General features: G+C 52.4%; 37 protein-coding genes. 34 read left to right on the top strand and 3 right to left on the bottom strand.

Features of this window, described 5'->3' with window-relative positions:
- Positions 1-55 precede the first annotated feature (55 nt).
- On the bottom strand, positions 56-1960 hold the full coding sequence (locus C2U54_RS02795; RefSeq protein WP_103177280.1) for an ABC transporter ATP-binding protein: 1905 nt from the start codon (positions 1958-1960) through the stop codon (positions 56-58).
- Between the two features lie 121 nt (positions 1961-2081).
- Here C2U54_RS02795 and kefG point away from each other — a divergent pair, with 121 nt between their 5' ends.
- The 4 genes from kefG (at position 2082) to slyD (ending at position 5335) form a co-directional block, all read left to right on the top strand.
- Complete coding sequence (gene kefG / locus C2U54_RS02790) at positions 2082-2636, top strand: glutathione-regulated potassium-efflux system ancillary protein KefG (protein WP_103177279.1); 555 nt, start codon at positions 2082-2084, stop codon at positions 2634-2636.
- Positions 2636-4441, top strand: coding sequence for a glutathione-regulated potassium-efflux system protein KefB (gene kefB / locus C2U54_RS02785; protein ID WP_103177278.1), 1806 nt, complete (start codon positions 2636-2638; stop codon positions 4439-4441). Before kefG ends, kefB begins: the two co-directional genes overlap by 1 nt.
- Before the next feature lie 11 nt (positions 4442-4452).
- Positions 4453-4653, top strand: a complete 201-nt coding sequence (locus tag C2U54_RS02780; RefSeq protein ID WP_103177277.1) for a YheV family putative zinc ribbon protein — start codon at positions 4453-4455, stop codon at positions 4651-4653.
- Positions 4654-4747: 94 nt separating this feature from the next.
- Positions 4748-5335 carry a peptidylprolyl isomerase gene (gene slyD, locus C2U54_RS02775; RefSeq protein WP_103177276.1) on the top strand — a complete coding sequence of 196 codons (588 nt, stop codon included), beginning with the start codon at positions 4748-4750 and terminating at the stop codon, positions 5333-5335.
- A 52-nt stretch (positions 5336-5387) separates the two neighbouring features.
- On the opposite strand, the gene C2U54_RS02770 is transcribed toward slyD, so the two are convergent.
- On the bottom strand, positions 5388-5606 hold the full coding sequence (locus C2U54_RS02770; protein WP_103177275.1) for a protein SlyX: 219 nt from the start codon (positions 5604-5606) through the stop codon (positions 5388-5390).
- Positions 5607-5842: 236 nt separating this feature from the next.
- Here C2U54_RS02770 and fkpA point away from each other — a divergent pair, with 236 nt between their 5' ends.
- From fkpA to bfr, 11 genes are all read left to right on the top strand, one after another.
- Complete coding sequence (fkpA, locus tag C2U54_RS02765) at positions 5843-6661, top strand: FKBP-type peptidyl-prolyl cis-trans isomerase (RefSeq protein WP_103177274.1); 819 nt, start codon at positions 5843-5845, stop codon at positions 6659-6661.
- Positions 6662-6825: 164 nt separating this feature from the next.
- Complete coding sequence (locus C2U54_RS02760; protein WP_103177273.1) at positions 6826-7548, top strand: helix-turn-helix transcriptional regulator; 723 nt, start codon at positions 6826-6828, stop codon at positions 7546-7548.
- Positions 7548-7934 carry a sulfurtransferase complex subunit TusD gene (gene tusD / locus C2U54_RS02755; protein ID WP_103177272.1) on the top strand — a complete coding sequence of 129 codons (387 nt, stop codon included), beginning with the start codon at positions 7548-7550 and terminating at the stop codon, positions 7932-7934. Before C2U54_RS02760 ends, tusD begins: the two co-directional genes overlap by 1 nt.
- Positions 7934-8293: a sulfurtransferase complex subunit TusC gene (gene tusC, locus C2U54_RS02750; protein ID WP_103177271.1), complete on the top strand. Its 360-nt coding sequence runs from the start codon at positions 7934-7936 to the stop codon at positions 8291-8293. Before tusD ends, tusC begins: the two co-directional genes overlap by 1 nt.
- 7 nt (positions 8294-8300) lie before the next feature.
- Positions 8301-8588: a sulfurtransferase complex subunit TusB gene (gene tusB / locus C2U54_RS02745; protein WP_103177270.1), complete on the top strand. Its 288-nt coding sequence runs from the start codon at positions 8301-8303 to the stop codon at positions 8586-8588.
- Positions 8589-8712: 124 nt separating this feature from the next.
- Positions 8713-9087 carry a 30S ribosomal protein S12 gene (gene rpsL / locus C2U54_RS02740; protein ID WP_003023654.1) on the top strand — a complete coding sequence of 125 codons (375 nt, stop codon included), beginning with the start codon at positions 8713-8715 and terminating at the stop codon, positions 9085-9087.
- A gap of 96 nt (positions 9088-9183) precedes the next feature.
- Positions 9184-9654, top strand: a complete 471-nt coding sequence (gene rpsG, locus C2U54_RS02735; RefSeq protein ID WP_004106370.1) for a 30S ribosomal protein S7 — start codon at positions 9184-9186, stop codon at positions 9652-9654.
- 96 nt (positions 9655-9750) lie between these two features.
- Entirely contained in the window at positions 9751-11865 is a 2115-nt protein-coding gene (gene fusA, locus C2U54_RS02730; protein ID WP_103177269.1) for an elongation factor G, read from the top strand.
- 67 nt (positions 11866-11932) lie between these two features.
- Entirely contained in the window at positions 11933-13117 is a 1185-nt protein-coding gene (tuf, locus tag C2U54_RS02725) for an elongation factor Tu (protein ID WP_059307073.1), read from the top strand.
- Between the two features lie 176 nt (positions 13118-13293).
- Positions 13294-13488 (top strand): bacterioferritin-associated ferredoxin, encoded by a 195-nt coding sequence (bfd, locus tag C2U54_RS02720; protein WP_059180778.1) that lies wholly within the window; start codon positions 13294-13296, stop codon positions 13486-13488.
- A 71-nt stretch (positions 13489-13559) separates the two neighbouring features.
- The gene (gene bfr / locus C2U54_RS02715) at positions 13560-14036 is read left to right on the top strand and encodes a bacterioferritin (RefSeq protein WP_103177268.1); all 477 of its coding nucleotides are present in this window, start codon (positions 13560-13562) and stop codon (positions 14034-14036) included.
- Here the strand turns inward: bfr and C2U54_RS02710 are convergent.
- A complete protein-coding gene (locus C2U54_RS02710; RefSeq protein ID WP_103177267.1) occupies positions 14020-14493 on the bottom strand; it encodes a prepilin peptidase in 474 nt (157 codons plus the stop codon). The genes bfr and C2U54_RS02710 overlap by 17 nt on opposite strands.
- A gap of 389 nt (positions 14494-14882) precedes the next feature.
- Here C2U54_RS02710 and rpsJ point away from each other — a divergent pair, with 389 nt between their 5' ends.
- From rpsJ to rpsE, 19 genes are all read left to right on the top strand, one after another.
- Positions 14883-15194 (top strand): 30S ribosomal protein S10, encoded by a 312-nt coding sequence (rpsJ, locus tag C2U54_RS02705; protein ID WP_001181005.1) that lies wholly within the window; start codon positions 14883-14885, stop codon positions 15192-15194.
- 32 nt (positions 15195-15226) lie between these two features.
- Entirely contained in the window at positions 15227-15856 is a 630-nt protein-coding gene (gene rplC / locus C2U54_RS02700; RefSeq protein ID WP_006817279.1) for a 50S ribosomal protein L3, read from the top strand.
- A 10-nt stretch (positions 15857-15866) separates the two neighbouring features.
- Positions 15867-16472 (top strand): 50S ribosomal protein L4, encoded by a 606-nt coding sequence (gene rplD / locus C2U54_RS02695; protein WP_003031119.1) that lies wholly within the window; start codon positions 15867-15869, stop codon positions 16470-16472.
- Positions 16469-16771: a 50S ribosomal protein L23 gene (gene rplW / locus C2U54_RS02690; protein WP_000617546.1), complete on the top strand. Its 303-nt coding sequence runs from the start codon at positions 16469-16471 to the stop codon at positions 16769-16771. The genes rplD and rplW overlap by 4 nt, the downstream gene beginning before the upstream one ends.
- 17 nt (positions 16772-16788) lie before the next feature.
- On the top strand, positions 16789-17610 hold the full coding sequence (gene rplB / locus C2U54_RS02685) for a 50S ribosomal protein L2 (protein WP_000301859.1): 822 nt from the start codon (positions 16789-16791) through the stop codon (positions 17608-17610).
- Between the two features lie 16 nt (positions 17611-17626).
- On the top strand, positions 17627-17905 hold the full coding sequence (gene rpsS / locus C2U54_RS02680; protein ID WP_001138115.1) for a 30S ribosomal protein S19: 279 nt from the start codon (positions 17627-17629) through the stop codon (positions 17903-17905).
- 14 nt (positions 17906-17919) lie between these two features.
- Positions 17920-18252: a 50S ribosomal protein L22 gene (gene rplV, locus C2U54_RS02675; RefSeq protein WP_002919773.1), complete on the top strand. Its 333-nt coding sequence runs from the start codon at positions 17920-17922 to the stop codon at positions 18250-18252.
- 17 nt (positions 18253-18269) lie between these two features.
- Positions 18270-18971 carry a 30S ribosomal protein S3 gene (rpsC, locus tag C2U54_RS02670; RefSeq protein ID WP_000529945.1) on the top strand — a complete coding sequence of 234 codons (702 nt, stop codon included), beginning with the start codon at positions 18270-18272 and terminating at the stop codon, positions 18969-18971.
- Between the two features lie 12 nt (positions 18972-18983).
- Entirely contained in the window at positions 18984-19394 is a 411-nt protein-coding gene (gene rplP / locus C2U54_RS02665) for a 50S ribosomal protein L16 (RefSeq protein ID WP_002919759.1), read from the top strand.
- Entirely contained in the window at positions 19394-19585 is a 192-nt protein-coding gene (gene rpmC / locus C2U54_RS02660) for a 50S ribosomal protein L29 (protein WP_032614707.1), read from the top strand. The genes rplP and rpmC overlap by 1 nt, the downstream gene beginning before the upstream one ends.
- A complete protein-coding gene (gene rpsQ / locus C2U54_RS02655) occupies positions 19585-19839 on the top strand; it encodes a 30S ribosomal protein S17 (protein ID WP_008457160.1) in 255 nt (84 codons plus the stop codon). The genes rpmC and rpsQ overlap by 1 nt, the downstream gene beginning before the upstream one ends.
- 165 nt (positions 19840-20004) lie before the next feature.
- Positions 20005-20376, top strand: coding sequence for a 50S ribosomal protein L14 (rplN, locus tag C2U54_RS02650; protein ID WP_002919748.1), 372 nt, complete (start codon positions 20005-20007; stop codon positions 20374-20376).
- A gap of 10 nt (positions 20377-20386) precedes the next feature.
- A complete protein-coding gene (gene rplX, locus C2U54_RS02645) occupies positions 20387-20701 on the top strand; it encodes a 50S ribosomal protein L24 (protein WP_000729185.1) in 315 nt (104 codons plus the stop codon).
- Between the two features lie 14 nt (positions 20702-20715).
- Entirely contained in the window at positions 20716-21255 is a 540-nt protein-coding gene (rplE, locus tag C2U54_RS02640; protein ID WP_007702494.1) for a 50S ribosomal protein L5, read from the top strand.
- Between the two features lie 14 nt (positions 21256-21269).
- Positions 21270-21575 carry a 30S ribosomal protein S14 gene (gene rpsN, locus C2U54_RS02635; protein ID WP_042396030.1) on the top strand — a complete coding sequence of 102 codons (306 nt, stop codon included), beginning with the start codon at positions 21270-21272 and terminating at the stop codon, positions 21573-21575.
- 33 nt (positions 21576-21608) lie between these two features.
- The gene (gene rpsH / locus C2U54_RS02630) at positions 21609-22001 is read left to right on the top strand and encodes a 30S ribosomal protein S8 (RefSeq protein WP_003031127.1); all 393 of its coding nucleotides are present in this window, start codon (positions 21609-21611) and stop codon (positions 21999-22001) included.
- Between the two features lie 12 nt (positions 22002-22013).
- The gene (gene rplF / locus C2U54_RS02625; RefSeq protein WP_103177266.1) at positions 22014-22547 is read left to right on the top strand and encodes a 50S ribosomal protein L6; all 534 of its coding nucleotides are present in this window, start codon (positions 22014-22016) and stop codon (positions 22545-22547) included.
- A 9-nt stretch (positions 22548-22556) separates the two neighbouring features.
- A complete protein-coding gene (rplR, locus tag C2U54_RS02620) occupies positions 22557-22910 on the top strand; it encodes a 50S ribosomal protein L18 (RefSeq protein ID WP_039076817.1) in 354 nt (117 codons plus the stop codon).
- A 14-nt stretch (positions 22911-22924) separates the two neighbouring features.
- On the top strand, positions 22925-23425 hold the full coding sequence (gene rpsE, locus C2U54_RS02615) for a 30S ribosomal protein S5 (RefSeq protein ID WP_007369821.1): 501 nt from the start codon (positions 22925-22927) through the stop codon (positions 23423-23425).

Raw genomic sequence — 23425 nt, 5'->3', positions numbered from 1 at the left:
TGTTTAATCGCGGCTTATCAGGCGGTTGAGTTGCCGCCTGCTAAGCCAGGAAGGATTAGTCCGCCTGCAGCATCTCTTCGAGCTGCTCCTGCGCCTCCAGCCAGGCCATTTCGCACTCCTCAAGGCTGGATTTGGTTTTAGCCTGCACCTGCAGGCACTCGGTTAGCTCGGTTTTACGAGTCTGGTCATACAGGCCGCTGTCGCCCAGCTTCTCTTCCACGGTGGCCAGCGTGGCGTTGAGCTTCTCCATCTCTTTTTCCAGACGGGTGATCTCTTTACGCAGCGGCTGGGTTTGGGTGCGCAGTTCAGCTTCGCGACGCTTCTGATCCTTACGGGCCTGGGCGCTGTTGGCGTTCTCTTTCGCAGCTTCTTCCGGCTGGTTTTCCTGCTTCTGTACGTCCGTCAGCCATTGCTGATAATCTTCCAGATCGCCGTCGAAAGGCTCTACTTTACTGTCGTGCACCAGGTAGAGATCGTCGGTGGTGGAGCGGATCAGGTGACGATCGTGCGAAACGACCACCAGCGCGCCTTCGAACTCAATCAGCGCCTCGGTCAGCGCCTGGCGCATGTCCAGATCCAGGTGGTTAGTCGGTTCATCGAGCAGCAGCAGGTTAGGGCGCTGCCAGACGATGAGGGCCAGCACCAGACGCGCTTTTTCGCCGCCGGAGAAGCGCTCAGTATTCTCGGTCACTTTATCGCCCTGGAAGCCGAAGCCGCCCAGATAATCCCGCAGCTTCTGCTCCATCTCCTGCGGGGCCAGACGCGCCAGGTGCTGTAGTGGCGATTCGTCCGCGCGCAAAAATTCCAGCTGATGCTGAGCGAAGTAGCCAAGCTTGATGCCCTTCGCCAGACCAATATCGCCACGTACCGGCGTAAGCTCGCCCGCCAGCAGCTTAATCAGCGTCGATTTACCGGCGCCATTGCGCCCGAGCAGACCGATGCGGGAACCCGGCACCAGGTTGAGTTTGATGGAGTCCAGGATGATGCGCTCGCCATAGCCCGCGCTGACCTTTTCCATTTTCAGCAGCGGGTTGGGCAGGCTTTCCGGCGCGCGGAAGCTAAAGTGGAACGGGTTGTCGACGTGCGCCGGGGCGATCATCTCCATGCGTTCCAGCATCTTAATGCGGCTCTGGGCCTGTTTGGCTTTTGATGCTTTCGCCTTGAAGCGATCGACAAAGCTCTGCAGGTGCGCCACGCGCTGCTGCTGGCTTTCGTACATCGCCTGCTGCTGGGAGAGGCGTACCGCGCGCTGGCGCTCAAACGAACTGTAGTTGCCGGTGTACTCGAACATCGTTTCCTGTTCGATATGAATAATTTTATCCACCACCGGGTCAAGGAAGTCACGGTCGTGGGAGATCAGGATCAGCGTGCCCTGATAGCTCTTCAGCCACTTCTCCAGCCAGATCACCGCATCCAGATCGAGGTGGTTAGTCGGTTCATCGAGCAGTAGCAGGTCAGAGCGGCAGATCAGCGCCTGGGCCAGGTTAAGGCGCATGCGCCAGCCACCGGAGAAATCGCTGACCGGGCGTTCCAGCTGCTCGTTACTGAATCCCAGGCCGTGCAACAGGCTGGCGGCGCGGGAGCGAATAGTCCAGGCATCAATAGCGTCGAGTTTGCCATGCACGGTGGCAATCGCATGGCCGTCGTTGCGTTCGTTGGCGGCATGCAGCTCCGCTTCCAGCTTGCGGTATTCCCGATCGCCGTCGATAACATAATCCATCGCCGGTACGCTCAGGGCTGGCGTCTCCTGGTTTACCCAGGCCAGCTGCCAGTTGCCGGGGTAGGTAAAATTACCGCCGTCGGCACTGATTTCGTTTTTCAGCAATGACAGTAACGTGGATTTACCGCAGCCGTTTTTGCCCACCAGGCCGACTTTCTGGCCCGGGTTAATGGTGGCTGTAGCGTTGTCCAGCAGGACACGTACGCCGCGACGAATTTGTAATGAGGAGAAAACAATCATAGAGCGCCGTATGTTCCGACTATGTTAAGTTGTCATTATAATCAGGTTAAATGTGCCGCCACGCGCCGCGTGGGTGTGCCATGGTAGCCCAAAACAACAGTGATGACGACCCGGGAGAGGAATGATGTCCCAGACAGCCAAAGTGCTGCTGCTGTATGCCCATCCGGAGTCTCAGGACTCGGTCGCCAACCGGGTTTTGCTACAACCGGCATTACAGCTAAGTAATGTGACAGTGCACGATCTTTACGCGCACTACCCCGATTTTTTTATCGATATTCCCTATGAGCAGGAGCTGCTGCGTCAGCACGACGTCATCGTATTTCAGCATCCTCTCTACACCTACAGCTGCCCCGCGCTGCTGAAAGAGTGGCTGGATCGCGTCCTGAGCCGTGGATTTGCCAGTGGGGTGGGAGGAAACCAGCTGGCGGGAAAGTCCTGGCGGAGCGTCATTACCACTGGCGAGCCGGAGAGTGCGTATCGCCACGATGGGCTTAACCGCTACTCGATGAACGAGATCTTACGCCCGTTCGAGCTGACTGCGGCCATGTGCCGCATGCACTGGCTGAGTCCGATCATTATCTACTGGGCTCGTCGGCAGCATCAGGATGAGCTGGCCAGCCATGCCCGCGCGTACGGTGAGTGGCTGGCGGGGCCAAATCTGACGGGAGGTCACTGATGGAAGGCTCAGATCTTTTACTGGCAGGCGTGTTGTTCCTGTTTGCCGCCGTGGTGGCGGTGCCGTTGGCATCGCGTCTGGGGATTGGCGCGGTGCTCGGCTATCTGCTGGCGGGCATCGCCATCGGTCCGTGGGGGCTGGGGTTCATCAGCGATGTGGACGAAATCCTGCACTTCTCGGAGCTGGGCGTCGTCTTTCTGATGTTTATTATCGGCCTTGAGCTGAACCCGACGAAGCTCTGGCAACTACGGCGCTCGATCTTTGGTGTGGGTGCCGCGCAGGTGCTGTGCAGCGCGGTGATCCTCGGTGGACTCCTGATGCTGACCCAGTTCTCATGGCAGGCCGCGGTGGTTGGCGGGATTGGTCTGGCGATGTCCTCTACGGCAATGGCGTTACAGCTGATGCGCGATAAGGGCATGAACCGCAACGAAGCGGGGCAGCTGGGCTTCTCGATCCTGCTGTTTCAGGATCTGGCGGTGATCCCCGCGCTGGCCCTGGTTCCACTGCTGGCAGGATCGGGAGAGGAGCATTTCGACTGGATGAAGATCGGCATGAAGGTGTTGGCCTTTGCCGGCATGCTGGTGGGAGGGCGCTATCTGCTCCGCCCGGTGTTCCGGTTTATTGCCGCCTCCGGCGTACGCGAGGTATTTACCGCCGCGACGCTGCTGCTGGTGCTGGGATCGGCCCTGTTTATGGATGCGCTGGGCCTGTCGATGGCGCTCGGTACTTTTATCGCGGGTGTGCTGCTGGCGGAGAGTGAGTACCGGCATGAACTGGAAATTGCCATCGATCCCTTTAAAGGGCTGCTGTTAGGGCTGTTCTTTATCTCTGTCGGTATGGCGCTCAATCTCGGCGTGCTCTACACCCATATCCTGTGGGTGGTGATGAGCGTTGCCGTGCTGGTCACGGTTAAAATGGCGGTGCTGTATGGGCTGGCGCGGGTTTACGGCCTGCGGCAGGCGGAAAAGGCGCAGCTTGCCGGGGTGCTGAGCCAGGGGGGCGAATTCGCTTTTGTGCTCTTCTCCACAGCATCGTCCCAGAGATTGTTTCAGGATGACCAGATGGCGCTGCTGTTAGTGACCGTGACGCTGTCGATGATGACCACGCCGCTGCTCATGAAGCTTATCGATAAGCAGCTGTCTCGCCGGATGAATGCCCCGGAAGATGAGCATGAAGCGCCCTTTGTGGAGGACGATAAACCGCAGGTGATCGTGGTGGGCTTCGGGCGGTTTGGGCAGGTAATCGGGCGTCTGCTGATGGCGAATAAAATGCGCGTGACGGTGCTTGAGCGCGACATCAGCGCGGTAAACCTGATGCGCAAGTACGGTTATAAGGTCTATTACGGCGATGCTACACAGGTCGAACTGCTGCGCTCCGCAGGCGCAGAGGCGGCGGAGTCGATTGTTATCACCTGTAATGATCCGGAAGACACCCTGAAGCTGGTGGAGATCTGCCAGCAGCACTTTCCCCATCTGCATATCCTGGCCCGGGCGCGAGGGCGTGTTGAGGCACATGAGCTGCTTCAGGCAGGGGTAAAGTATTTTACCCGCGAGACCTTCTCCAGTGCGCTGGAGCTGGGGCGTAAAGCATTAGTGACGTTGGGTATGCATCCTCATCAGGCCCAGCGCGCGCAGTTACATTTCCGTCGTCTTGATATGCGCATGCTGCGCGAGTTGATGCCGGTCCACACCGATACGGTGCAGATTTCCCGCGTACGGGAGGCGCGTCGCGAGCTGGAAGAGATTTTCCAGCGTGAGATGCAGCAGGAGCGTCGGCAGCCGGACGGCTGGGATGAATATGAATAACGAGGTAAAGAATGGCGGTACGTAAACGTTTTATCGCCGGCGCGAAATGCCCGGCCTGCCAGGCTCAGGATTCACTGGCCATGTGGCGAGAGAACAATATCGATATTGTTGAGTGTGTTAAGTGCGGTCACCAGATGCGTGAAGCCGATAAAGAAGTGCGCGATCACGTTCGCAAAGAAGAACAAGTGATCGGCATTTTTCATCCGGACTAGCGATATGCCCCGAGTTTTTTTAAGCTAAAGGGTACACGGGTGCAGAATTCGGCTACAATCTGCGCCAGCAATTTTCCCACGCTCAGGAGATATCATGAAAGTAGCAAAAGACCTGGTGGTCAGCCTGGCCTATCAGGTACGTACAGAAGACGGTGTGTTGGTTGATGAGTCTCCGGTGAGTGCGCCGCTGGACTACCTGCACGGTCACGGTTCCCTGATCTCCGGCCTGGAAAACGCGCTGGACGGTCATGAAGTTGGTGACAAATTTGACGTTGCTGTAGGCGCAAACGACGCTTACGGTCAGTACGATGAAAACCTGGTTCAGCGTGTTCCTAAAGACGTCTTCATGGGCGTTGATGAGCTGCAGGTTGGCATGCGTTTCCTGGCTGAAACTGACCAGGGTCCGGTTCCAGTAGAAATTACCGAAGTTGAAGACGACCACGTTGTGGTTGACGGCAACCACATGCTGGCTGGCCAGAACCTGAAGTTCAACGTTGAAGTGGTTGCGATCCGCGAAGCCACTGAAGAAGAGCTGGCTCACGGCCACGTTCATGGTGCGCACGGTCATGACCACGATCACGGTCACGATGGCTGCTGCGGTGGTCACGGCCACGATCACGACCATGGCCACGAGCACGGTAAAGGCGGCTGCGGCGGTAACGGCGGCTGCGGTTGCCACTAAGCGTTACGCCTTAAGGCACAAAAAAGCGGGATATTCCCGCTTTTTTTACGTCTCAATAATGGGGTGGCGGCGTCTCTTCCGACTGCGACGCGATGTGCGATGCCTGGGAGGCTTTTACTTTTTCCGTTAACAGACGCATCAGATCCCGCAGCTTTGCCATCTCCAGCTCGTGGGCGGTGACGGTCTGATTCAGCTCATCGATGGTGATCTCCTGAAAAGCCAGGCGGCTTTCAAGCTCAGCCAGACGTGCTTCCATCTCTCTATTCTGCATGATTCACCTCGTTTGTTTCGTTAAACCCGTCCGGGGCTGGCGGCGGCGAATTTTACCTGAGATTATCCTTGCGCGCAGTAAACATCCCCTTGCTGCGAAACTAATTTAAACAAAAATAGTCTGAAATGTGGTGCTAATCAGGGGTGTCTACCTGTAGATTTGTTCCTCAACGTTTTATAGTACGCTACTCATTTACGCTTAACACGGGGTGAGAGTCCCCGGCCCTGGAGAAATGGATGAAATCACTGTTTAAAGTAACGCTGCTGGCGACCACGATGGCTGTCGCTTTGCATGCGCCGCTGACTTTCGCTGCCGATACCGCGGCGAAACCTGCTGCGACTGCTGACAGCAATGCGGCGTTCAAAAATGACGACCAGAAATCAGCCTACGCACTGGGCGCATCTCTGGGCCGTTACATGGAAAACTCTCTGAAAGAGCAAGAAAAACTGGGCATCAAGCTGGATCAGGCGCAGCTGATCGCGGGCGTACAGGATGCTTTTGCAGACAAGAGCAAACTGTCTGACCAGGAAATCGAGCAAACTCTGCAGGCTTTCGAAGCGCGCGTGAAAGGCGCAGCGCAGGAGAAGATGGAGAAAGACGCGGCTGAGAACGAAGCGAAAGGCAAAACCTTCCGTGACGCTTTCGCTAAAGAGAAAGGCGCAAAAACTTCTCCTACTGGCCTGGTCTACAAAGTAGAGAAAGAAGGGACTGGCGAGGCACCGAAAGACAGCGATACCGTCGTTGTGAACTACAAAGGTACCCTGACCGACGGTAAAGAGTTCGATAACTCTTACACCCGCGGTGAGCCACTCTCATTCCGTCTTGATGGTGTTATCCCTGGCTGGACTGAAGGCCTGAAGAACATCAAGAAAGGCGGTAAAATCAAGCTGGTCATCCCACCGGATCTGGCTTATGGCAAAACGGGCGTCCCGGGTATCCCGGCTAACTCCACCCTGGTATTCGACGTAGAGTTGCTGGACATCAAGCCAGCGCCGAAAGCGGATGCTAAGCCTGACGCGAAGCCAGAAGCGCCGGCAGAAGCCACCAAGAAGTAAACCGGTTAAAACCGCCGCCTCAGAAGCGGCGGTTTTTTTATTGGGGTATAGATATAATTAACACTGGAAGCGCTATCTACGCTGTATTAACTTAATTGCCCGTGTAAATAATGAGCCTGCCCTGAAAACCTACCGACAGGCTCCTGAAAAGGAGTGTTTTTTTCATGACCAGGTCGCTTTTAACCAACGAAACCAGCGAACTTGATTTGCTGGATCAACGTCCTTTCGATCAGACCGATTTCGATATTCTGAAATCCTACGAAGCGGTAGTGGACGGGTTAGCGATGCTCATTGGGTCCCACTGCGAAATCGTTTTGCACTCCCTGCAAGATCTGAAATGTTCTGCCATCCGCATCGCCAATGGTGAGCATACTGGCCGTAAAATCGGCTCGCCAATCACTGACCTTGCACTGCGTATGCTGCACGACATGACCGGCGCGGACAGCAGCGTCTCCAAATGTTATTTCACCCGCGCGAAGAGCGGTGTTCTCATGAAGTCCGTGACCATCGCGATCCGCAACCGCGATCATCGCGTGATTGGTTTGCTGTGCATCAACATGAACCTTGATGTGCCGTTCTCCCAGATCATGAACACCTTCATTCCGCCAGAAACGCCGGATGTTGGATCCACAGTAAACTTTGCCTCTTCCGTTGAAGATCTCGTGACCCAGACGCTGGAATTCACCATTGAAGAAGTTAATGCCGATCGTAACGTCTCCAACAATGCCAAGAATCGTCAGATCGTGCTTAACCTCTACGAAAAAGGCATTTTTGATATTAAAGACGCCATTAACCAGGTGGCCGATCGCCTCAACATCTCCAAGCACACGGTCTATCTCTACATCCGTCAGTTCAAAAGCGGCGATTTCCTGGGGCAAGAGAAGTAATGCGTTTTGCATTAATGGTGACAGGCCCGGCATACGGTACACAGCAGGCCAGCAGCGCGTTGCAGTTTGCCCGCGCACTGCTGGCGGCCGGACATGAGCTGGTCAGCGTCTTTTTTTATCGGGAAGGGGTGTATAACGCAAACCAGCTGACCTCTCCCGCATCAGACGAGTTCGATCTGGTCCGGGCCTGGCAGTCGCTGAACCAGGAGCATGGCGTTGCCCTGCATATCTGCGTGGCGGCGGCTCTGCGTCGGGGCGTAAGCGATGCGAATGAAGCGCAACGTCTCGGTTTGCCTGCCGCGAATCTTAACGAGGGCTTCTCCCTTAGCGGTCTTGGGGCGCTGGCACAGGCTGCCTTAACCTGCGATCGTATGGTGCAATTCTGATGAACCGCGTTGCGTTTGTATTTCATTCTGCCCCACATGGCAGTGCCGCTGGAAGGGAAGGGCTGGATGCGTTACTGGCCACTTCTGCACTGACGGAAGAGATCGGTGTGTTCTTTATCGGAGACGGCGTATTTCAGCTGCTTGCCGGTCAGCAGCCGCAGGCGGTGCTGGCGCGGGATTACATCTCGACATTTAAAGTCCTGCCGTTGTATGACATCGAGACGTTCTATGTCTGTGCAGCTTCACTGCAGGCCCGCGGCCTGAAAGAGAATACCCCCTTCATTCTGGACGCGACTGTACTTGCACCGGCATTACTGCGGGAACAGCTTTCCCACTACGACACAATCCTGACATTCTGAGGCGCGCATGCTCCATACCCTGAGCCGTTCCCCCTGGCACTGCGACATCGAAAGCCTGTTAAGCATGCTGCGTGAGGGTGATACTGTGCTGCTGATCCAGGATGGCGTTCTGGCGGCAGTAGAAGGTAGCCGCTTTGTTGATATTCTCTGTAATGCCCCCATCTCTGTCTCAGCGCTTAAAGATGATATCGAGGCCCGCGGCCTCATTGGTCAAATTTCAACCAAAATTGACGTGGTTAGCTATACTGATTTCGTCAATCTGGCCATCCAGCACACCGGCCAAATGAACTGGTGATCTGAGATCGCTGTATAATTCTTGACACCTTTTCGACGTAGCCCTAAAATTTCGCGTCCTCATATTGTATGAGGGCGTTTTATTACGTGTTTACGAAGCAAAAGCTAAAACCAGGAGCTATTTAATGGCAACAGTTAACCAGCTGGTACGCAAACCACGTGCACGCAAAGTTGCAAAAAGCAACGTGCCTGCGCTGGAAGCCTGCCCGCAGAAACGTGGCGTATGTACTCGTGTATATACTACCACTCCTAAAAAACCAAACTCCGCACTGCGTAAAGTATGCCGTGTGCGTTTGACTAACGGTTTTGAAGTGACTTCCTACATCGGTGGTGAAGGTCACAACCTGCAGGAACACTCCGTGATCCTGATCCGTGGCGGTCGTGTAAAAGACCTTCCGGGTGTTCGTTACCACACCGTTCGTGGTGCGCTTGACTGCTCCGGCGTTAAAGACCGTAAGCAATCTCGCTCCAAATACGGCGTGAAACGTCCTAAGGCTTAATGGTTCTCCGTTAAGTAAGGCCAAACTGATTTATCTTAATGTCACACTAAACTCTTAGAGTTTTGGACAATCCTGAATTAACAACGGAGTATTCCCATGCCACGTCGTCGCGTCATTGGTCAGCGTAAAATTCTTCCAGATCCGAAATTCGGATCAGAACTGCTGGCAAAATTTGTAAATATCCTGATGGTAGATGGTAAAAAATCTACTGCAGAAGCAATCGTATACAGCGCGCTGGAGACCCTGGCTCAGCGTTCTGGTAAAAATGAACTGGAAGCTTTCGAAGTAGCTCTCGACAACGTGCGTCCGACTGTAGAAGTTAAGTCTCGCCGCGTTGGTGGTTCTACTTATCAGGTACCAGTTGAAGTCCGTCCGGTCCGTCGTAATGCTCTGGCAATGCGTTGGATCGTTGAAGCTGCTCGTAAACGCGGTGATAAATCCATGGCTCTGCGTCTGGCGAACGAACTTTCTGACGCTGCAGACAACAAAGGTACTGCAGTTAAGAAACGTGAAGACGTTCACCGTATGGCAGAAGCCAACAAGGCGTTCGCACACTACCGTTGGTAATCCCTTCGGAGTATTAGTCACCAGGCGGGCGCTTCAGCGAAGCAGCCCGCTTTGGGTTACTTAACTGAACGCCTAAAAAGATAAACGAGGAATCAAATGGCTCGTACAACACCCATCGCACGCTACCGTAACATCGGTATCAGTGCGCACATCGACGCCGGTAAAACCACTACCACCGAACGTATTCTGTTCTACACCGGTGTAAACCATAAAATCGGTGAAGTTCATGACGGCGCCGCAACCATGGACTGGATGGAGCAGGAGCAGGAGCGTGGTATTACCATCACCTCCGCAGCGACTACTGCATTCTGGTCTGGTATGGCTAAGCAGTATGAACCACACCGCGTAAACATCATCGACACCCCGGGCCACGTTGACTTCACCATCGAAGTAGAACGTTCCATGCGTGTTCTTGATGGTGCGGTAATGGTTTACTGCGCAGTTGGTGGTGTTCAGCCACAGTCTGAAACCGTATGGCGTCAGGCAAACAAATATAAAGTTCCACGCATTGCGTTCGTTAACAAAATGGACCGTATGGGTGCGAACTTCCTGAAAGTTGTTGGTCAGATCAAAACCCGTCTGGGCGCGAACCCTGTTCCGCTGCAGCTGGCGATTGGTGCTGAAGAAGGTTTCACCGGTGTTGTTGACCTGGTGAAAATGAAAGCCATCAACTGGAATGAAGAAGACGCAGGCGTAACCTTCACTTATGAAGATATCCCGGCTGACATGCAGGACCTGGCTGACGAATGGCACCAGAACCTGATCGAGTCCGCTGCAGAAGCTTCAGAAGATCTGATGGAGAAATACCTGGGTGGTGAAGAACTGTCTGAAGAAGAGATCAAAAAAGCTCTGCGTCAGCGTGTTCTGAACAACGAAATCATCCTGGTAACCTGTGGTTCTGCGTTCAAGAACAAAGGTGTTCAGGCGATGCTGGATGCGGTAATTGATTACCTGCCATCCCCGGTAGACGTTCCTGCGATCAACGGTATCCTGGACGACGGTAAAGACACGCCGGCTGAGCGTCACGCAAGTGATGACGAGCCGTTTGCTGCTCTGGCGTTCAAAATCGCTACCGACCCGTTCGTTGGTAACCTGACGTTCTTCCGCGTGTACTCTGGTGTGGTTAACTCCGGTGACACCATCCTGAACTCCGTGAAAGCTGCACGTGAGCGTTTCGGTCGTATCGTACAGATGCACGCGAACAAACGTGAAGAGATCAAAGAAGTTCGCGCGGGTGACATCGCTGCTGCTATCGGTCTGAAAGACGTGACTACTGGTGATACCCTGTGTAACCCAGATCACCCGATCATTCTGGAGCGCATGGAGTTCCCAGAACCAGTAATCTCTATCGCCGTTGAACCAAAAACCAAAGCTGACCAGGAAAAAATGGGTCTGGCTCTGGGCCGTCTGGCTAAAGAAGACCCATCATTCCGCGTATGGACTGATGAAGAATCTAACCAGACCATCATCGCTGGTATGGGTGAACTGCACCTGGACATCATCGTTGACCGTATGAAGCGTGAATTCAACGTTGAAGCTAACGTGGGTAAACCTCAGGTTGCTTACCGCGAAGCAATTCGCCAGAAAGTTACCGATGTTGAAGGTAAACACGCTAAGCAGTCTGGTGGTCGTGGTCAGTACGGTCACGTTGTGATCGACATGTACCCACTGGAGCCGGGCTCTAACCCTAAAGGTTACGAGTTCATCAACGACATCAAAGGTGGTGTAATTCCTGGCGAATACATCCCTGCCGTTGATAAAGGCATCCAGGAGCAGCTGAAGTCTGGTCCGCTGGCTGGTTACCCGGTAGTAGACATGGGTATTCGTCTGCACTTCGGTTCTTACCATGACGTTGACTCCTCTGAACTGGCGTTTAAACTGGCTGCTTCTATCGCCTTTAAAGAAGGCTTTAAGAAAGCGAAACCAGTTCTGCTTGAGCCAATCATGAAGGTTGAAGTAGAAACGCCTGAAGAGAACACCGGTGACGTCATCGGTGACTTGAGCCGTCGTCGTGGTATGCTGCGTGGTCAGGAAACTAACGTTACTGGCGTTGTGATCCACGCTGAAGTTCCGCTGTCTGAAATGTTCGGATATGCAACTCAGCTGCGTTCTCTGACCAAAGGTCGTGCTTCTTACTCCATGGAGTTCCTGAAGTATGATGATGCGCCGAACAACGTTGCTCAGGCCGTAATTGAAGCCCGTGGTAAATAAGCCGTAGGGTTAAAATCTAAGTCCCGTGCCCCCTCGGTGAGGGGGCACTATAGTAAGGAATATAGCCGTGTCTAAAGAAAAATTTGAACGTACAAAACCGCACGTCAACGTTGGTACTATCGGCCACGTTGACCACGGTAAAACTACCCTGACCGCTGCAATCACTACCGTTCTGGCAAAAACCTACGGTGGTTCTGCTCGTGCATTCGACCAGATCGATAACGCACCAGAAGAAAAAGCTCGTGGTATCACCATCAACACTTCTCACGTTGAATATGACACCCCGACTCGCCACTACGCACACGTAGACTGCCCAGGCCACGCCGACTATGTTAAAAACATGATCACCGGTGCTGCGCAGATGGACGGCGCGATCCTGGTTGTTGCTGCGACTGACGGCCCAATGCCTCAGACCCGTGAGCACATCCTGCTGGGTCGTCAGGTAGGCGTTCCTTTCATCATCGTGTTCCTGAACAAATGCGACATGGTTGATGACGAAGAGCTGCTGGAACTGGTAGAGATGGAAGTTCGTGAACTGCTGTCTCAGTACGATTTCCCAGGCGACGATACCCCAATCGTTCGTGGTTCCGCGCTGAAAGCGCTGGAAGGCGAAGCTGAGTGGGAAGAGAAAATCATCGAACTGGCTGGCTACCTGGATTCTTACATCCCAGAACCAGAGCGCGCTATCGACAAGCCATTCCTGCTGCCAATCGAAGACGTATTCTCCATCTCCGGTCGTGGTACCGTTGTTACCGGTCGTGTAGAGCGCGGTATCATCAAAGTGGGTGAAGAAGTTGAAATCGTTGGTATCAAAGATACTGCGAAATCTACCTGTACTGGCGTTGAAATGTTCCGCAAACTGCTGGACGAAGGCCGTGCTGGTGAGAACGTTGGTGTTCTGCTGCGTGGTATCAAGCGTGAAGAAATCGAACGTGGTCAGGTTCTGGCGAAGCCAGGCTCAATCAAGCCACACACCAAGTTCGAATCTGAAGTGTACATCCTCTCCAAAGACGAAGGCGGCCGTCATACTCCGTTCTTCAAAGGCTACCGTCCACAGTTCTACTTCCGTACTACTGACGTGACCGGTACCATCGAACTGCCAGAAGGCGTTGAGATGGTAATGCCAGGCGACAACATCAAAATGGTTGTTACCCTGATCCACCCAATCGCAATGGACGATGGTCTGCGTTTCGCAATCCGCGAAGGCGGCCGTACCGTTGGCGCGGGTGTTGTTGCTAAAGTTCTGGGCTAATTAATTATCCCTGAATTAAAAAGGACGCTTCGGCGTCCTTTTTTGTTTTCAGCGTTTATGGCTGTCACAAATTTTCGTATTTTTTGTTCGCTCCCGTCCCGCATCTTCGTGCTTGTGCTATTGTAATCATAATTATTCTCACTTACACTTTGCCCATATTTTGAACGGGAGTGGTTATGTACGTTTGTTTATGTAACGGTGTGAGTGATAAAAAAATTCGTCAGGCCGTTCGCCAGTTTCATCCTCAATCTTTTCAGCAGTTGCGTAAGTTTGTTCCGGTTGGAAATCAATGCGGTAAGTGCGTTCGCGCTGCCCGCGAGATTATGCAGGACGAATTGATGCAGATCCCGGAATACAAAGAGATTGCCTGAGGCTCATACTTTTCTTTTGACATCCCTGTAGCCCCATCTACGCTTCAATGAGTGGAAGCGGAGGGACTATAATGAAAGGTGATATCAAAATCATAAGTTATCTCAATAAATTATTGGGAAATGAGCTTGTCGCAATCAACCAATACTTTCTCCATGCGAGAATGTTCAAAAACTGGGGTCTGACTCGCCTCAACGATATTGAATACCATGAGTCCATCGATGAGATGAAGCACGCTGATAAGTACATCGAGCGTATTCTGTTCCTCGAGGGTATTCCCAACCTGCAGGATCTCGGCAAGCTGGGTATCGGCGAAGATGTCGAAGAGATATTGCGTTCGGATCTGACGCTGGAGCTCGAAGGGGCGAAAGATCTGCGTGAAGCTATCGCTTATGCAGACAGCGTTCATGACTACGTCAGCCGCGATATGATGATTGAGATTCTGGCCGATGAAGAAGGGCACATCGACTGGCTGGAAACAGAACTGGATCTTATCAGTAAAATTGGGCTGCAAAATTACCTCCAGTCGCAAATTAAAGTGGAAAGCTGATCAGGCTTTGCCCACTCATCATTAAACCCGCTGCCGCCATGAAAGGTCCAAATGGCAGTGGGTTTTTTAATATCTGTTCCCCGGGTTTACACATCGCCAGGATGAGAAGATAAAGCGTAGCCAGCAAAGCTGCTGATAATGCCAGCACAGGAAGTACGCACCATCCATGCCATGCGCCCAGCGCACCCAGATACTTTACGTCACCGTAACCCAGCCCTTCACGCTTACGCAGCAGCCTGTAACCCCAATAAATAATCGCGAATCCGGTGTATCCCGCTATCGCCCCTGCGACGGCAGTAGGCAGCCGCTCGGGTTGAAGACAGAGGTGATAAAGCAGACCAACCCATAGTAGCGGGCAGAGATATCGGTCCGGAAGCAGATGTGACTGGAGATCCTCGCGAACTAACAGTGCTGTTAATCCAAGGTAGGCAAACAAGAAGGGGAGGAGAGTAAGCATTGGCGTAAACCTCAATGGAATGTTTGCGCCCATATTCCATGTAACCCCAAGGGTGAAACAAACGGCAAACTAAAACGATGCGAGAGGTCTTCCTGGCCGTTTTCACGACAATGTACGATTGCACCGCATTTACGAGGGGACACGCAAAATTGAGCTCTGCCGTCTATTTTCTAAACTGGGCTTGCGTCCTGCCCAGATTTACGTATAATGCGCGGGCTTGTCGTAATTGACAGCTGGTTCAATCTGAACCCCGGGCAGCAATCTTTTTCAGTTGCCTAACAATGCTCCCAATCGGGGAGCTACGTAAGAACGGTTACACTCTCCCATCAATCGTAATGGGTCTGAGTAGTGATCATTTTCGTTTATAAAATAATTGGAGCTCTGGTCTCATGCAGAACCAAAGAATCCGTATCCGCCTTAAAGCGTTTGATCATCGTCTGATCGATCAATCAACCGCGGAAATCGTCGAGACTGCTAAGCGCACTGGTGCGCAAGTCCGTGGTCCGATCCCGCTGCCGACCCGCAAAGAGCGCTTTACCGTTCTGATCTCCCCGCACGTTAACAAAGACGCGCGTGATCAGTACGAGATCCGCACTCACAAGCGTCTGGTTGACATCGTTGAGCCAACTGAGAAAACCGTTGATGCTCTGATGCGTCTGGATCTGGCTGCCGGTGTAGACGTGCAGATCAGCCTGGGTTAATCAGGTCATCGAGCGATTGAGAGGTTGATACAATGATTGGTTTAGTCGGTAAAAAAGTGGGTATGACCCGCATCTTCACTGAAGATGGCGTTTCTATCCCAGTAACCGTAATCGAAGTTGAAGCAAACCGCGTTACTCAGGTTAAAGATCTGGCTAACGATGGCTACCGCGCTATTCAGGTTACCACTGGTGCTAAAAAAGCTAACCGTGTAACCAAACCAGAAGCGGGTCACTTCGCTAAAGCTGGCGTAGAAGCTGGCCGTGGTCTGTGGGAATTCCGCCTGGCTGAAGGCGAAGAGTTCACCGTAGGTCAGGACATTAGCGTTGAACTGTTTGCTGAAGTTAAAAAAGTTGACGTAACCGGTACCTCTAAAGGTAAAGGTTTTGCTGGTACCGTTAAGCGCTGGAACTTCCGTACCCAGGACGCTACTCACGGTAACTCCTTGTCTCACCGCGTTCCGGGTTCTATCGGTCAGAACCAGACTCCGGGCAAAGTGTTCAAAGGCAAGAAAATGGCAGGTCAGCTGGGTAACGAACGTGTAACCGTTCAGAGCCTGGACGTAGTACGTGTTGACGCTGAGCGCAACCTGCTGCTGGTTAAAGGTGCGGTCCCGGGTGCAACCGGTAGCGACCTGATCGTTAAACCAGCTGTGAAGGCGTAAGGGGATAGCAATGGAATTAGTATTGAAAGACGCGCAGAGCGCGCTGACTGTTTCCGAAACTACCTTCGGTCGTGATTTCAACGAAGCGCTGGTTCACCAGGTTGTTGTTGCTTATGCAGCTGGTGCTCGTCAGGGTACTCGTGCTCAGAAGACTCGTGCTGAAGTAACTGGTTCCGGCAAAAAGCCGTGGCGCCAGAAAGGTACTGGCCGTGCGCGTTCAGGTTCTATCAAGAGCCCGATCTGGCGTTCCGGTGGCGTGACCTTCGCTGCTCGCCCGCAGGACCACAGTCAAAAAGTTAATAAAAAGATGTACCGCGGCGCGCTGAAAAGCATCCTGTCCGAGCTGGTACGTCAGGATCGTCTGATCGTTGTCGAATCTTTCTCTGTAGAAGCGCCTAAAACTAAGCTGCTGGCACAGAAACTGAAAGACATGGCTCTGGAAGATGTGCTGATCATCACCGGTGAGCTGGACGAGAACCTGTTCCTGGCCGCACGTAACCTGCACAAGGTTGACGTACGCGATGCGACTGGTATCGACCCGGTTAGCCTGATCGCCTTCGACAAAGTCGTAATGACTGCTGATGCTGTTAAGCAAGTTGAGGAGATGCTGGCATGATTCGTGAAGAACGTCTGCTGAAGGTGCTGCGCGCACCGCACGTTTCTGAAAAAGCGTCTACTGCGATGGAAAAAACTAACACTATCGTTCTCAAAGTTGCTAAAGACGCGACCAAAGCAGAAATCAAAGCTGCTGTGCAGAAACTGTTTGAAGTCGAAGTCGAAGTCGTTAACACCCTGGTAGTTAAAGGGAAAGTTAAACGTCACGGACAGCGTATCGGTCGTCGTAGCGACTGGAAAAAAGCTTACGTCACCCTGAAAGAAGGCCAGAATCTGGACTTCGTTGGCGGCGCTGAGTAAGTCGGAGGAGTAATACAATGGCAGTTGTTAAATGTAAACCGACATCTCCGGGTCGTCGCCACGTTGTTAAAGTGGTTAACCCTGAGCTGCACAAGGGCAAGCCTTTTGCTCCGTTGCTGGAAAAGAACAGCAAATCCGGTGGTCGTAACAACAATGGCCGTATCACCACTCGTCACATCGGTGGTGGCCACAAGCAGGCTTATCGTATTGTTGACTTTAAACGCAACAAAGACGGTATCCCAGCAGTTGTTGAGCGTCTTGAGTACGATCCGAACCGTTCCGCGAACATCGCGCTGGTTCTGTACAAAGATGGCGAACGCCGTTACATCCTGGCCCCTAAAGGCCTGAAAGCTGGCGACCAGATTCAGTCTGGCGTTGATGCTGCAATCAAAGCAGGTAACACCCTGCCGATGCGCAATATCCCGGTTGGTTCTACCGTTCATAACGTAGAAATGAAACCAGGTAAAGGCGGTCAGCTGGCACGTTCCGCTGGTACTTACGTTCAGATCGTTGCGCGTGATGGTGCTTATGTCACCCTGCGTCTGCGTTCTGGTGAAATGCGTAAAGTCGAAGCAGACTGCCGCGCTACCCTGGGCGAAGTTGGCAATGCTGAGCATATGCTGCGCGTTCTGGGTAAAGCAGGTGCTGCACGCTGGCGTGGTGTTCGTCCTACCGTTCGCGGTACTGCGATGAACCCAGTCGACCACCCACATGGTGGTGGTGAAGGTCGTAACTTTGGTAAGCACCCGGTAACTCCGTGGGGCGTTCAGACCAAAGGTAAGAAGACCCGCAGCAACAAGCGTACTGATAAATTTATCGTACGTCGCCGTAGCAAATAATATTAGAGGATAAGCCATGCCACGTTCTCTCAAGAAAGGTCCTTTTATTGACCTGCACTTGCTGAAGAAGGTAGAGAAAGCGGTGGAAAGCGGAGACAAGAAGCCCCTGCGCACTTGGTCCCGTCGTTCAACGATCTTTCCTAACATGATCGGTTTGACCATCGCTGTCCATAATGGTCGTCAGCACGTTCCAGTATTCGTTTCCGATGAAATGGTCGGTCACAAACTGGGTGAATTCGCACCGACTCGTACTTATCGCGGCCACGCTGCTGATAAAAAAGCGAAGAAGAAATAAGGTAGGAGGAAGAGATGGAAACTTTAGCTCAACATCGCCATGCTCGTTCTTCTGCTCAGAAGGTTCGCCTTGTTGCTGACCTGATTCGCGGTAAGAAAGTGTCGCAGGCCCTGGATATTCTGACCTACACCAATAAGAAAGCGGCTGTACTGGTCAAGAAAGTTCTGGAATCTGCCATTGCTAACGCTGAACACAACGATGGCGCTGACATTGACGATCTGAAAGTTGCGAAAATTTTCGTAGACGAAGGCCCGAGCATGAAGCGCATTATGCCGCGTGCGAAAGGTCGTGCAGATCGCATCCTGAAGCGCACCAGCCACATTACTGTGGTTGTGTCCGATCGCTGAGACTCTGGAGACTAGCAATGGGTCAGAAAGTACATCCTAATGGTATTCGCCTGGGTATTGTAAAACCATGGAACTCAACCTGGTTTGCGAACACCAAAGAATTCGCTGACAACCTGGACAGCGATTTTAAAGTACGTCAGTACCTGACTAAGGAACTGGCTAAAGCGTCCGTATCTCGTATCGTAATCGAGCGTCCGGCTAAGAGCATCCGTGTGACCATTCACACTGCTCGTCCTGGCATCGTTATCGGTAAGAAAGGCGAAGACGTAGAAAAACTGCGCAAGGTCGTAGCGGATATCGCTGGCGTTCCTGCACAGATCAATATCGCTGAAGTTCGTAAGCCTGAACTGGACGCAAAACTGGTTGCTGACAGCATCACTTCTCAGCTGGAACGTCGTGTTATGTTCCGTCGTGCTATGAAGCGTGCTGTACAGAACGCAATGCGTCTGGGCGCTAAAGGTATCAAAGTTGAAGTTAGCGGCCGTCTGGGCGGCGCGGAAATCGCACGTACCGAATGGTACCGTGAAGGTCGCGTACCGCTGCACACTCTGCGTGCTGACATCGACTACAACACCTCTGAAGCGCACACCACTTACGGTGTAATCGGCGTTAAGGTATGGATCTTCAAAGGTGAGATCCTGGGTGGTATGGCTGCTGTTGAACAACCGGAAAAACCGGCTGCTCAACCTAAAAAGCAGCAGCGTAAAGGCCGTAAATAAGGAGCGTCGCTGATGTTACAACCAAAGCGTACAAAATTCCGTAAAGTGCACAAAGGCCGCAACCGTGGTCTGGCGCAGGGTACGGATGTTAGCTTCGGCACTTTCGGTCTGAAAGCTGTTGGCCGTGGTCGTCTGACTGCACGTCAGATCGAAGCAGCACGTCGTGCTATGACCCGTGCAGTTAAGCGTCAAGGTAAAATTTGGATCCGTGTATTCCCGGACAAACCAATTACCGAGAAGCCGCTGGAAGTTCGTATGGGTAAAGGTAAAGGTAACGTGGAGTACTGGGTTGCCTTGATTCAGCCGGGTAAAGTCCTGTATGAAATGGACGGCGTACCGGAAGAGCTGGCCCGTGAAGCATTCGGCCTGGCAGCAGCGAAACTGCCGATTAAAACCACCTTTGTAACTAAGACGGTGATGTAATGAAAGCAAATGAGCTGCGTGAAAAAAGCGTTGAAGAGCTGAACGCTGAGCTGCTGAACCTGCTGCGTGAGCAGTTCAACCTGCGCATGCAGGCTGCAAGTGGCCAGCTGCAACAGACTCACCTGCTGAAGCAAGTGCGTCGTGATGTTGCACGCGTTAAGACTTTACTGACTCAGAAGGCGGGTGCGTAATGACCGATAAAATCCGTACTCTGCAAGGTCGTGTTGTTAGCGACAAAATGGAGAAATCCATCGTTGTTGCTATCGAGCGCGTTGTGAAACACCCGATCTACGGTAAATTCATCAAGCGTACGACCAAACTGCACGTACATGACGAGAACAACGAATGTGGTATCGGTGACGTGGTAGAAATCCGCGAATGCCGTCCACTGTCCAAGACTAAGTCCTGGACGCTGGTTCGCGTTGTAGAGAAAGCGGTTCTGTAATAGAGTAGCCTTCTCGATACGAATAAACGGCTCAGCGATGAGCCGTTTATTTTTTCTACCCATATTGCAGAAGCGGTGTTATAATGCCGCGCCCTCGATATGGGGCTTTTTAACGGCTCTGATTTTAGAGTCTCAGGTAGTAGTTGACATTAGCGGAGCACTAAAATGATCCAAGAACAGACTATGCTGAACGTCGCCGACAACTCCGGTGCACGTCGCGTAATGTGTATCAAGGTTCTGGGTGGCTCGCACCGTCGCTACGCAGGCGTAGGCGACATCATCAAGATCACCATCAAAGAAGCAATTCCACGTGGTAAGGTCAAGAAAGGTGATGTGCTGAAAGCGGTAGTGGTGCGCACCAAGAAGGGTGTTCGTCGCCCTGACGGTTCTGTCATTCGCTTCGATGGTAATGCATGCGTTATTTTAAACAATAACAGCGAGCAGCCTATCGGCACGCGTATCTTTGGGCCGGTAACTCGTGAACTTCGTACTGAGAAGTTCATGAAAATTATCTCTCTGGCACCAGAAGTACTCTAAGGAGCGAATCATGGCAGCGAAAATCCGTCGTGATGACGAAGTTATCGTGTTAACCGGTAAAGATAAAGGTAAACGCGGTAAAGTAAAAAATGTCCTGTCTTCCGGCAAGGTCATTGTTGAAGGTATCAACCTGGTTAAGAAACATCAGAAGCCGGTTCCGGCCCTGAACCAGCCAGGTGGCATCGTTGAAAAAGAAGCTGCTATTCAGGTTTCTAACGTTGCAATCTTCAATGCGGCAACCGGCAAGGCTGACCGTGTAGGCTTTAGATTCGAAGACGGCAAAAAAGTCCGTTTCTTCAAGTCTAACAGCGAAACTATCAAGTAATTTGGAGTAGTACGATGGCGAAACTGCATGATTACTACAAAGACGAAGTAGTTAATAAGCTCATGACTGAGTTTAACTACAATTCTGTCATGCAAGTCCCTCGGGTCGAGAAGATCACCCTGAACATGGGTGTTGGTGAAGCGATCGCTGACAAGAAACTGCTGGATAACGCAGCAGCTGACCTGGCAGCTATCTCCGGTCAAAAACCGTTGATCACCAAAGCACGCAAATCTGTTGCAGGCTTCAAAATCCGTCAGGGCTATCCGATCGGCTGTAAAGTAACTCTGCGTGGCGAACGCATGTGGGAGTTCTTTGAGCGCCTGATCACTATTGCTGTACCTCGTATCCGTGACTTCCGTGGCTTGTCCGCTAAGTCTTTCGACGGTCGTGGTAACTACAGCATGGGTGTCCGTGAGCAGATCATCTTCCCAGAAATCGACTACGATAAAGTCGACCGCGTGCGTGGTTTGGATATTACCATTACCACTACTGCGAAATCTGACGAAGAAGGCCGTGCTCTGCTGGCTGCCTTTGACTTCCCGTTCCGCAAGTAAGGTAGGGTTACTGAATGGCTAAGCAATCAATGAAAGCACGCGAAGTAAAGCGCGTAGCTTTAGCTGATAAATTCTTCGCTAAACGCGCTGAACTGAAAGCGATCATTTCTGATGTGAACGCTTCCGACGAAGATCGTTGGAATGCAGTTCTCAAGCTGCAGACTCTGCCGCGTGATTCCAGCCCGTCTCGTCAGCGTAACCGCTGCCGTCAAACTGGTCGTCCGCACGCTTTCCTGCGGAAGTTCGGGTTGAGCCGTATCAAGGTCCGTGAAGCCGCAATGCGCGGTGAAATCCCGGGTCTGAAAAAGGCTAGCTGGTAATTGTCACCAATTGAATCACGGGAGTAAAGACAGATGAGCATGCAAGATCCGATCGCGGATATGCTGACCCGTATCCGTAACGGTCAGGCCGCGAACAAAGCTGCGGTCACCATGCCTTCCTCCAAGCTGAAAGTGGCAATCGCCAACGTGCTGAAGGAAGAAGGTTTTATCGAAGATTTTAAAGTTGAAGGCGACACCAAGCCTGAACTGGAACTTACTCTTAAGTATTTCCAGGGCAAGGCTGTTGTAGAAAGCATTCAGCGTGTCAGCCGCCCAGGTCTGCGCATCTACAAACGTAAAGATGAGCTGCCAAAAGTTATGGCCGGCATGGGTATCGCAGTTGTTTCTACCTCTAAAGGTGTTATGACTGATCGTGCAGCGCGCCAGGCTGGTCTTGGTGGCGAAATTATCTGCTACGTAGCCTAATCGGAGGAAAAAATGTCTCGTGTTGCTAAAGCACCGGTCGTTGTTCCTGCCGGCGTTGATGTAAAAATCAACGGTCAGGTTATTACGATCAAAGGTAAAAACGGCGAGCTGACTCGTACTCTCAACGATGCTGTTGAAGTTACTCATGCAGATAACGCTCTGACTTTCGGCCCACGTACTGGTTACGTTGATGGCTGGGCTCAGGCTGGTACCGCGCGTGCCCTGCTGAACTCAATGGTTATCGGTGTTACCGAAGGCTTCACTAAGAAGCTGCAGCTGGTTGGTGTAGGTTATCGTGCAGCGATCAAAGGGAACGCAGTAAGCCTGGCTCTGGGCTTCTCTCACCCTGTTGAACACGCGCTGCCAGCAGGTATTACTGCAGAATGTCCGTCTCAGACTGAAATCGTGCTGAAAGGTGCTGATAAACAGCTGATCGGTCAGGTTGCAGCAGATCTGCGCGCCTACCGTCGTCCTGAGCCTTACAAAGGCAAGGGTGTTCGTTACGCCGACGAAGTCGTGCGTACCAAAGAGGCTAAGAAGAAGTAAGGTAACACTATGGATAAGAAATCTGCTCGTATCCGTCGTGCGACCCGCGCACGCCGCAAGCTCAAAGAGCTGGGTGCAACTCGCCTGGTGGTACATCGTACCCCGCGTCATATTTACGCACAGGTAATTGCACCGAACGGTTCTGAAGTTCTGGTAGCTGCTTCTACTGTAGAAAAAGCTATCTCTGAACAATTGAAGTACACCGGTAACAAAGACGCCGCTGCAGCTGTAGGTAAAGCTGTTGCTGAACGCGCTCTGGAAAAAGGCATCAAAGATGTTTCCTTTGACCGTTCCGGGTTCCAATATCATGGTCGTGTCCAGGCACTGGCAGATGCTGCCCGTGAAGCTGGCCTTCAGTTCTAAGGTAGAGGTGTAAGATGGCTCACATCGAAAAACAAGCTGGCGAACTGCAGGAAAAGCTGATCGCGGTTAACCGCGTATCTAAAACCGTTAAAGGTGGTCGTATTTTCTCCTTCACAGCTCTGACTGTAGTTGGCGATGGTAACGGCCGCGTTGGTTTTGGTTACGGTAAAGCGCGTGAAGTTCCAGCAGCGATCCAGAAAGCGATGGAAAAAGCCCGTCGCAATATGATTAACGTCGCGCTGAACCACGGCACCCTGCAGCACCCAGTTAAGGGTACTCACACGGGTTCTCGTGTCTTCATGCAGCCGGCTTCCGAAGGTACCGGTATCATCGCCGGTGGTGCAATGCGCGCCGTTCTGGAAGTCGCTGGGGTTCATAACGTTCTGGCTAAAGCATACGGTTCCACCAACCCGATCAACGTGGTTCGTGCAACTATTGATGGCCTGGAAAATATGAAATCTCCAGAAATGGTCGCTGCCAAGCGTGGTAAATCCGTTGAAGAAATTCTGGGGTAA

It is taken from the genome of Leclercia sp. LSNIH1, from assembly GCF_002902985.1.
Taxonomy (GTDB): Bacteria; Pseudomonadota; Gammaproteobacteria; order Enterobacterales; family Enterobacteriaceae; genus Enterobacter.
The sequence above is the reverse complement of the archived record's forward strand: the minus strand, read 5'-3'. Positions and strand labels throughout refer to the sequence as shown.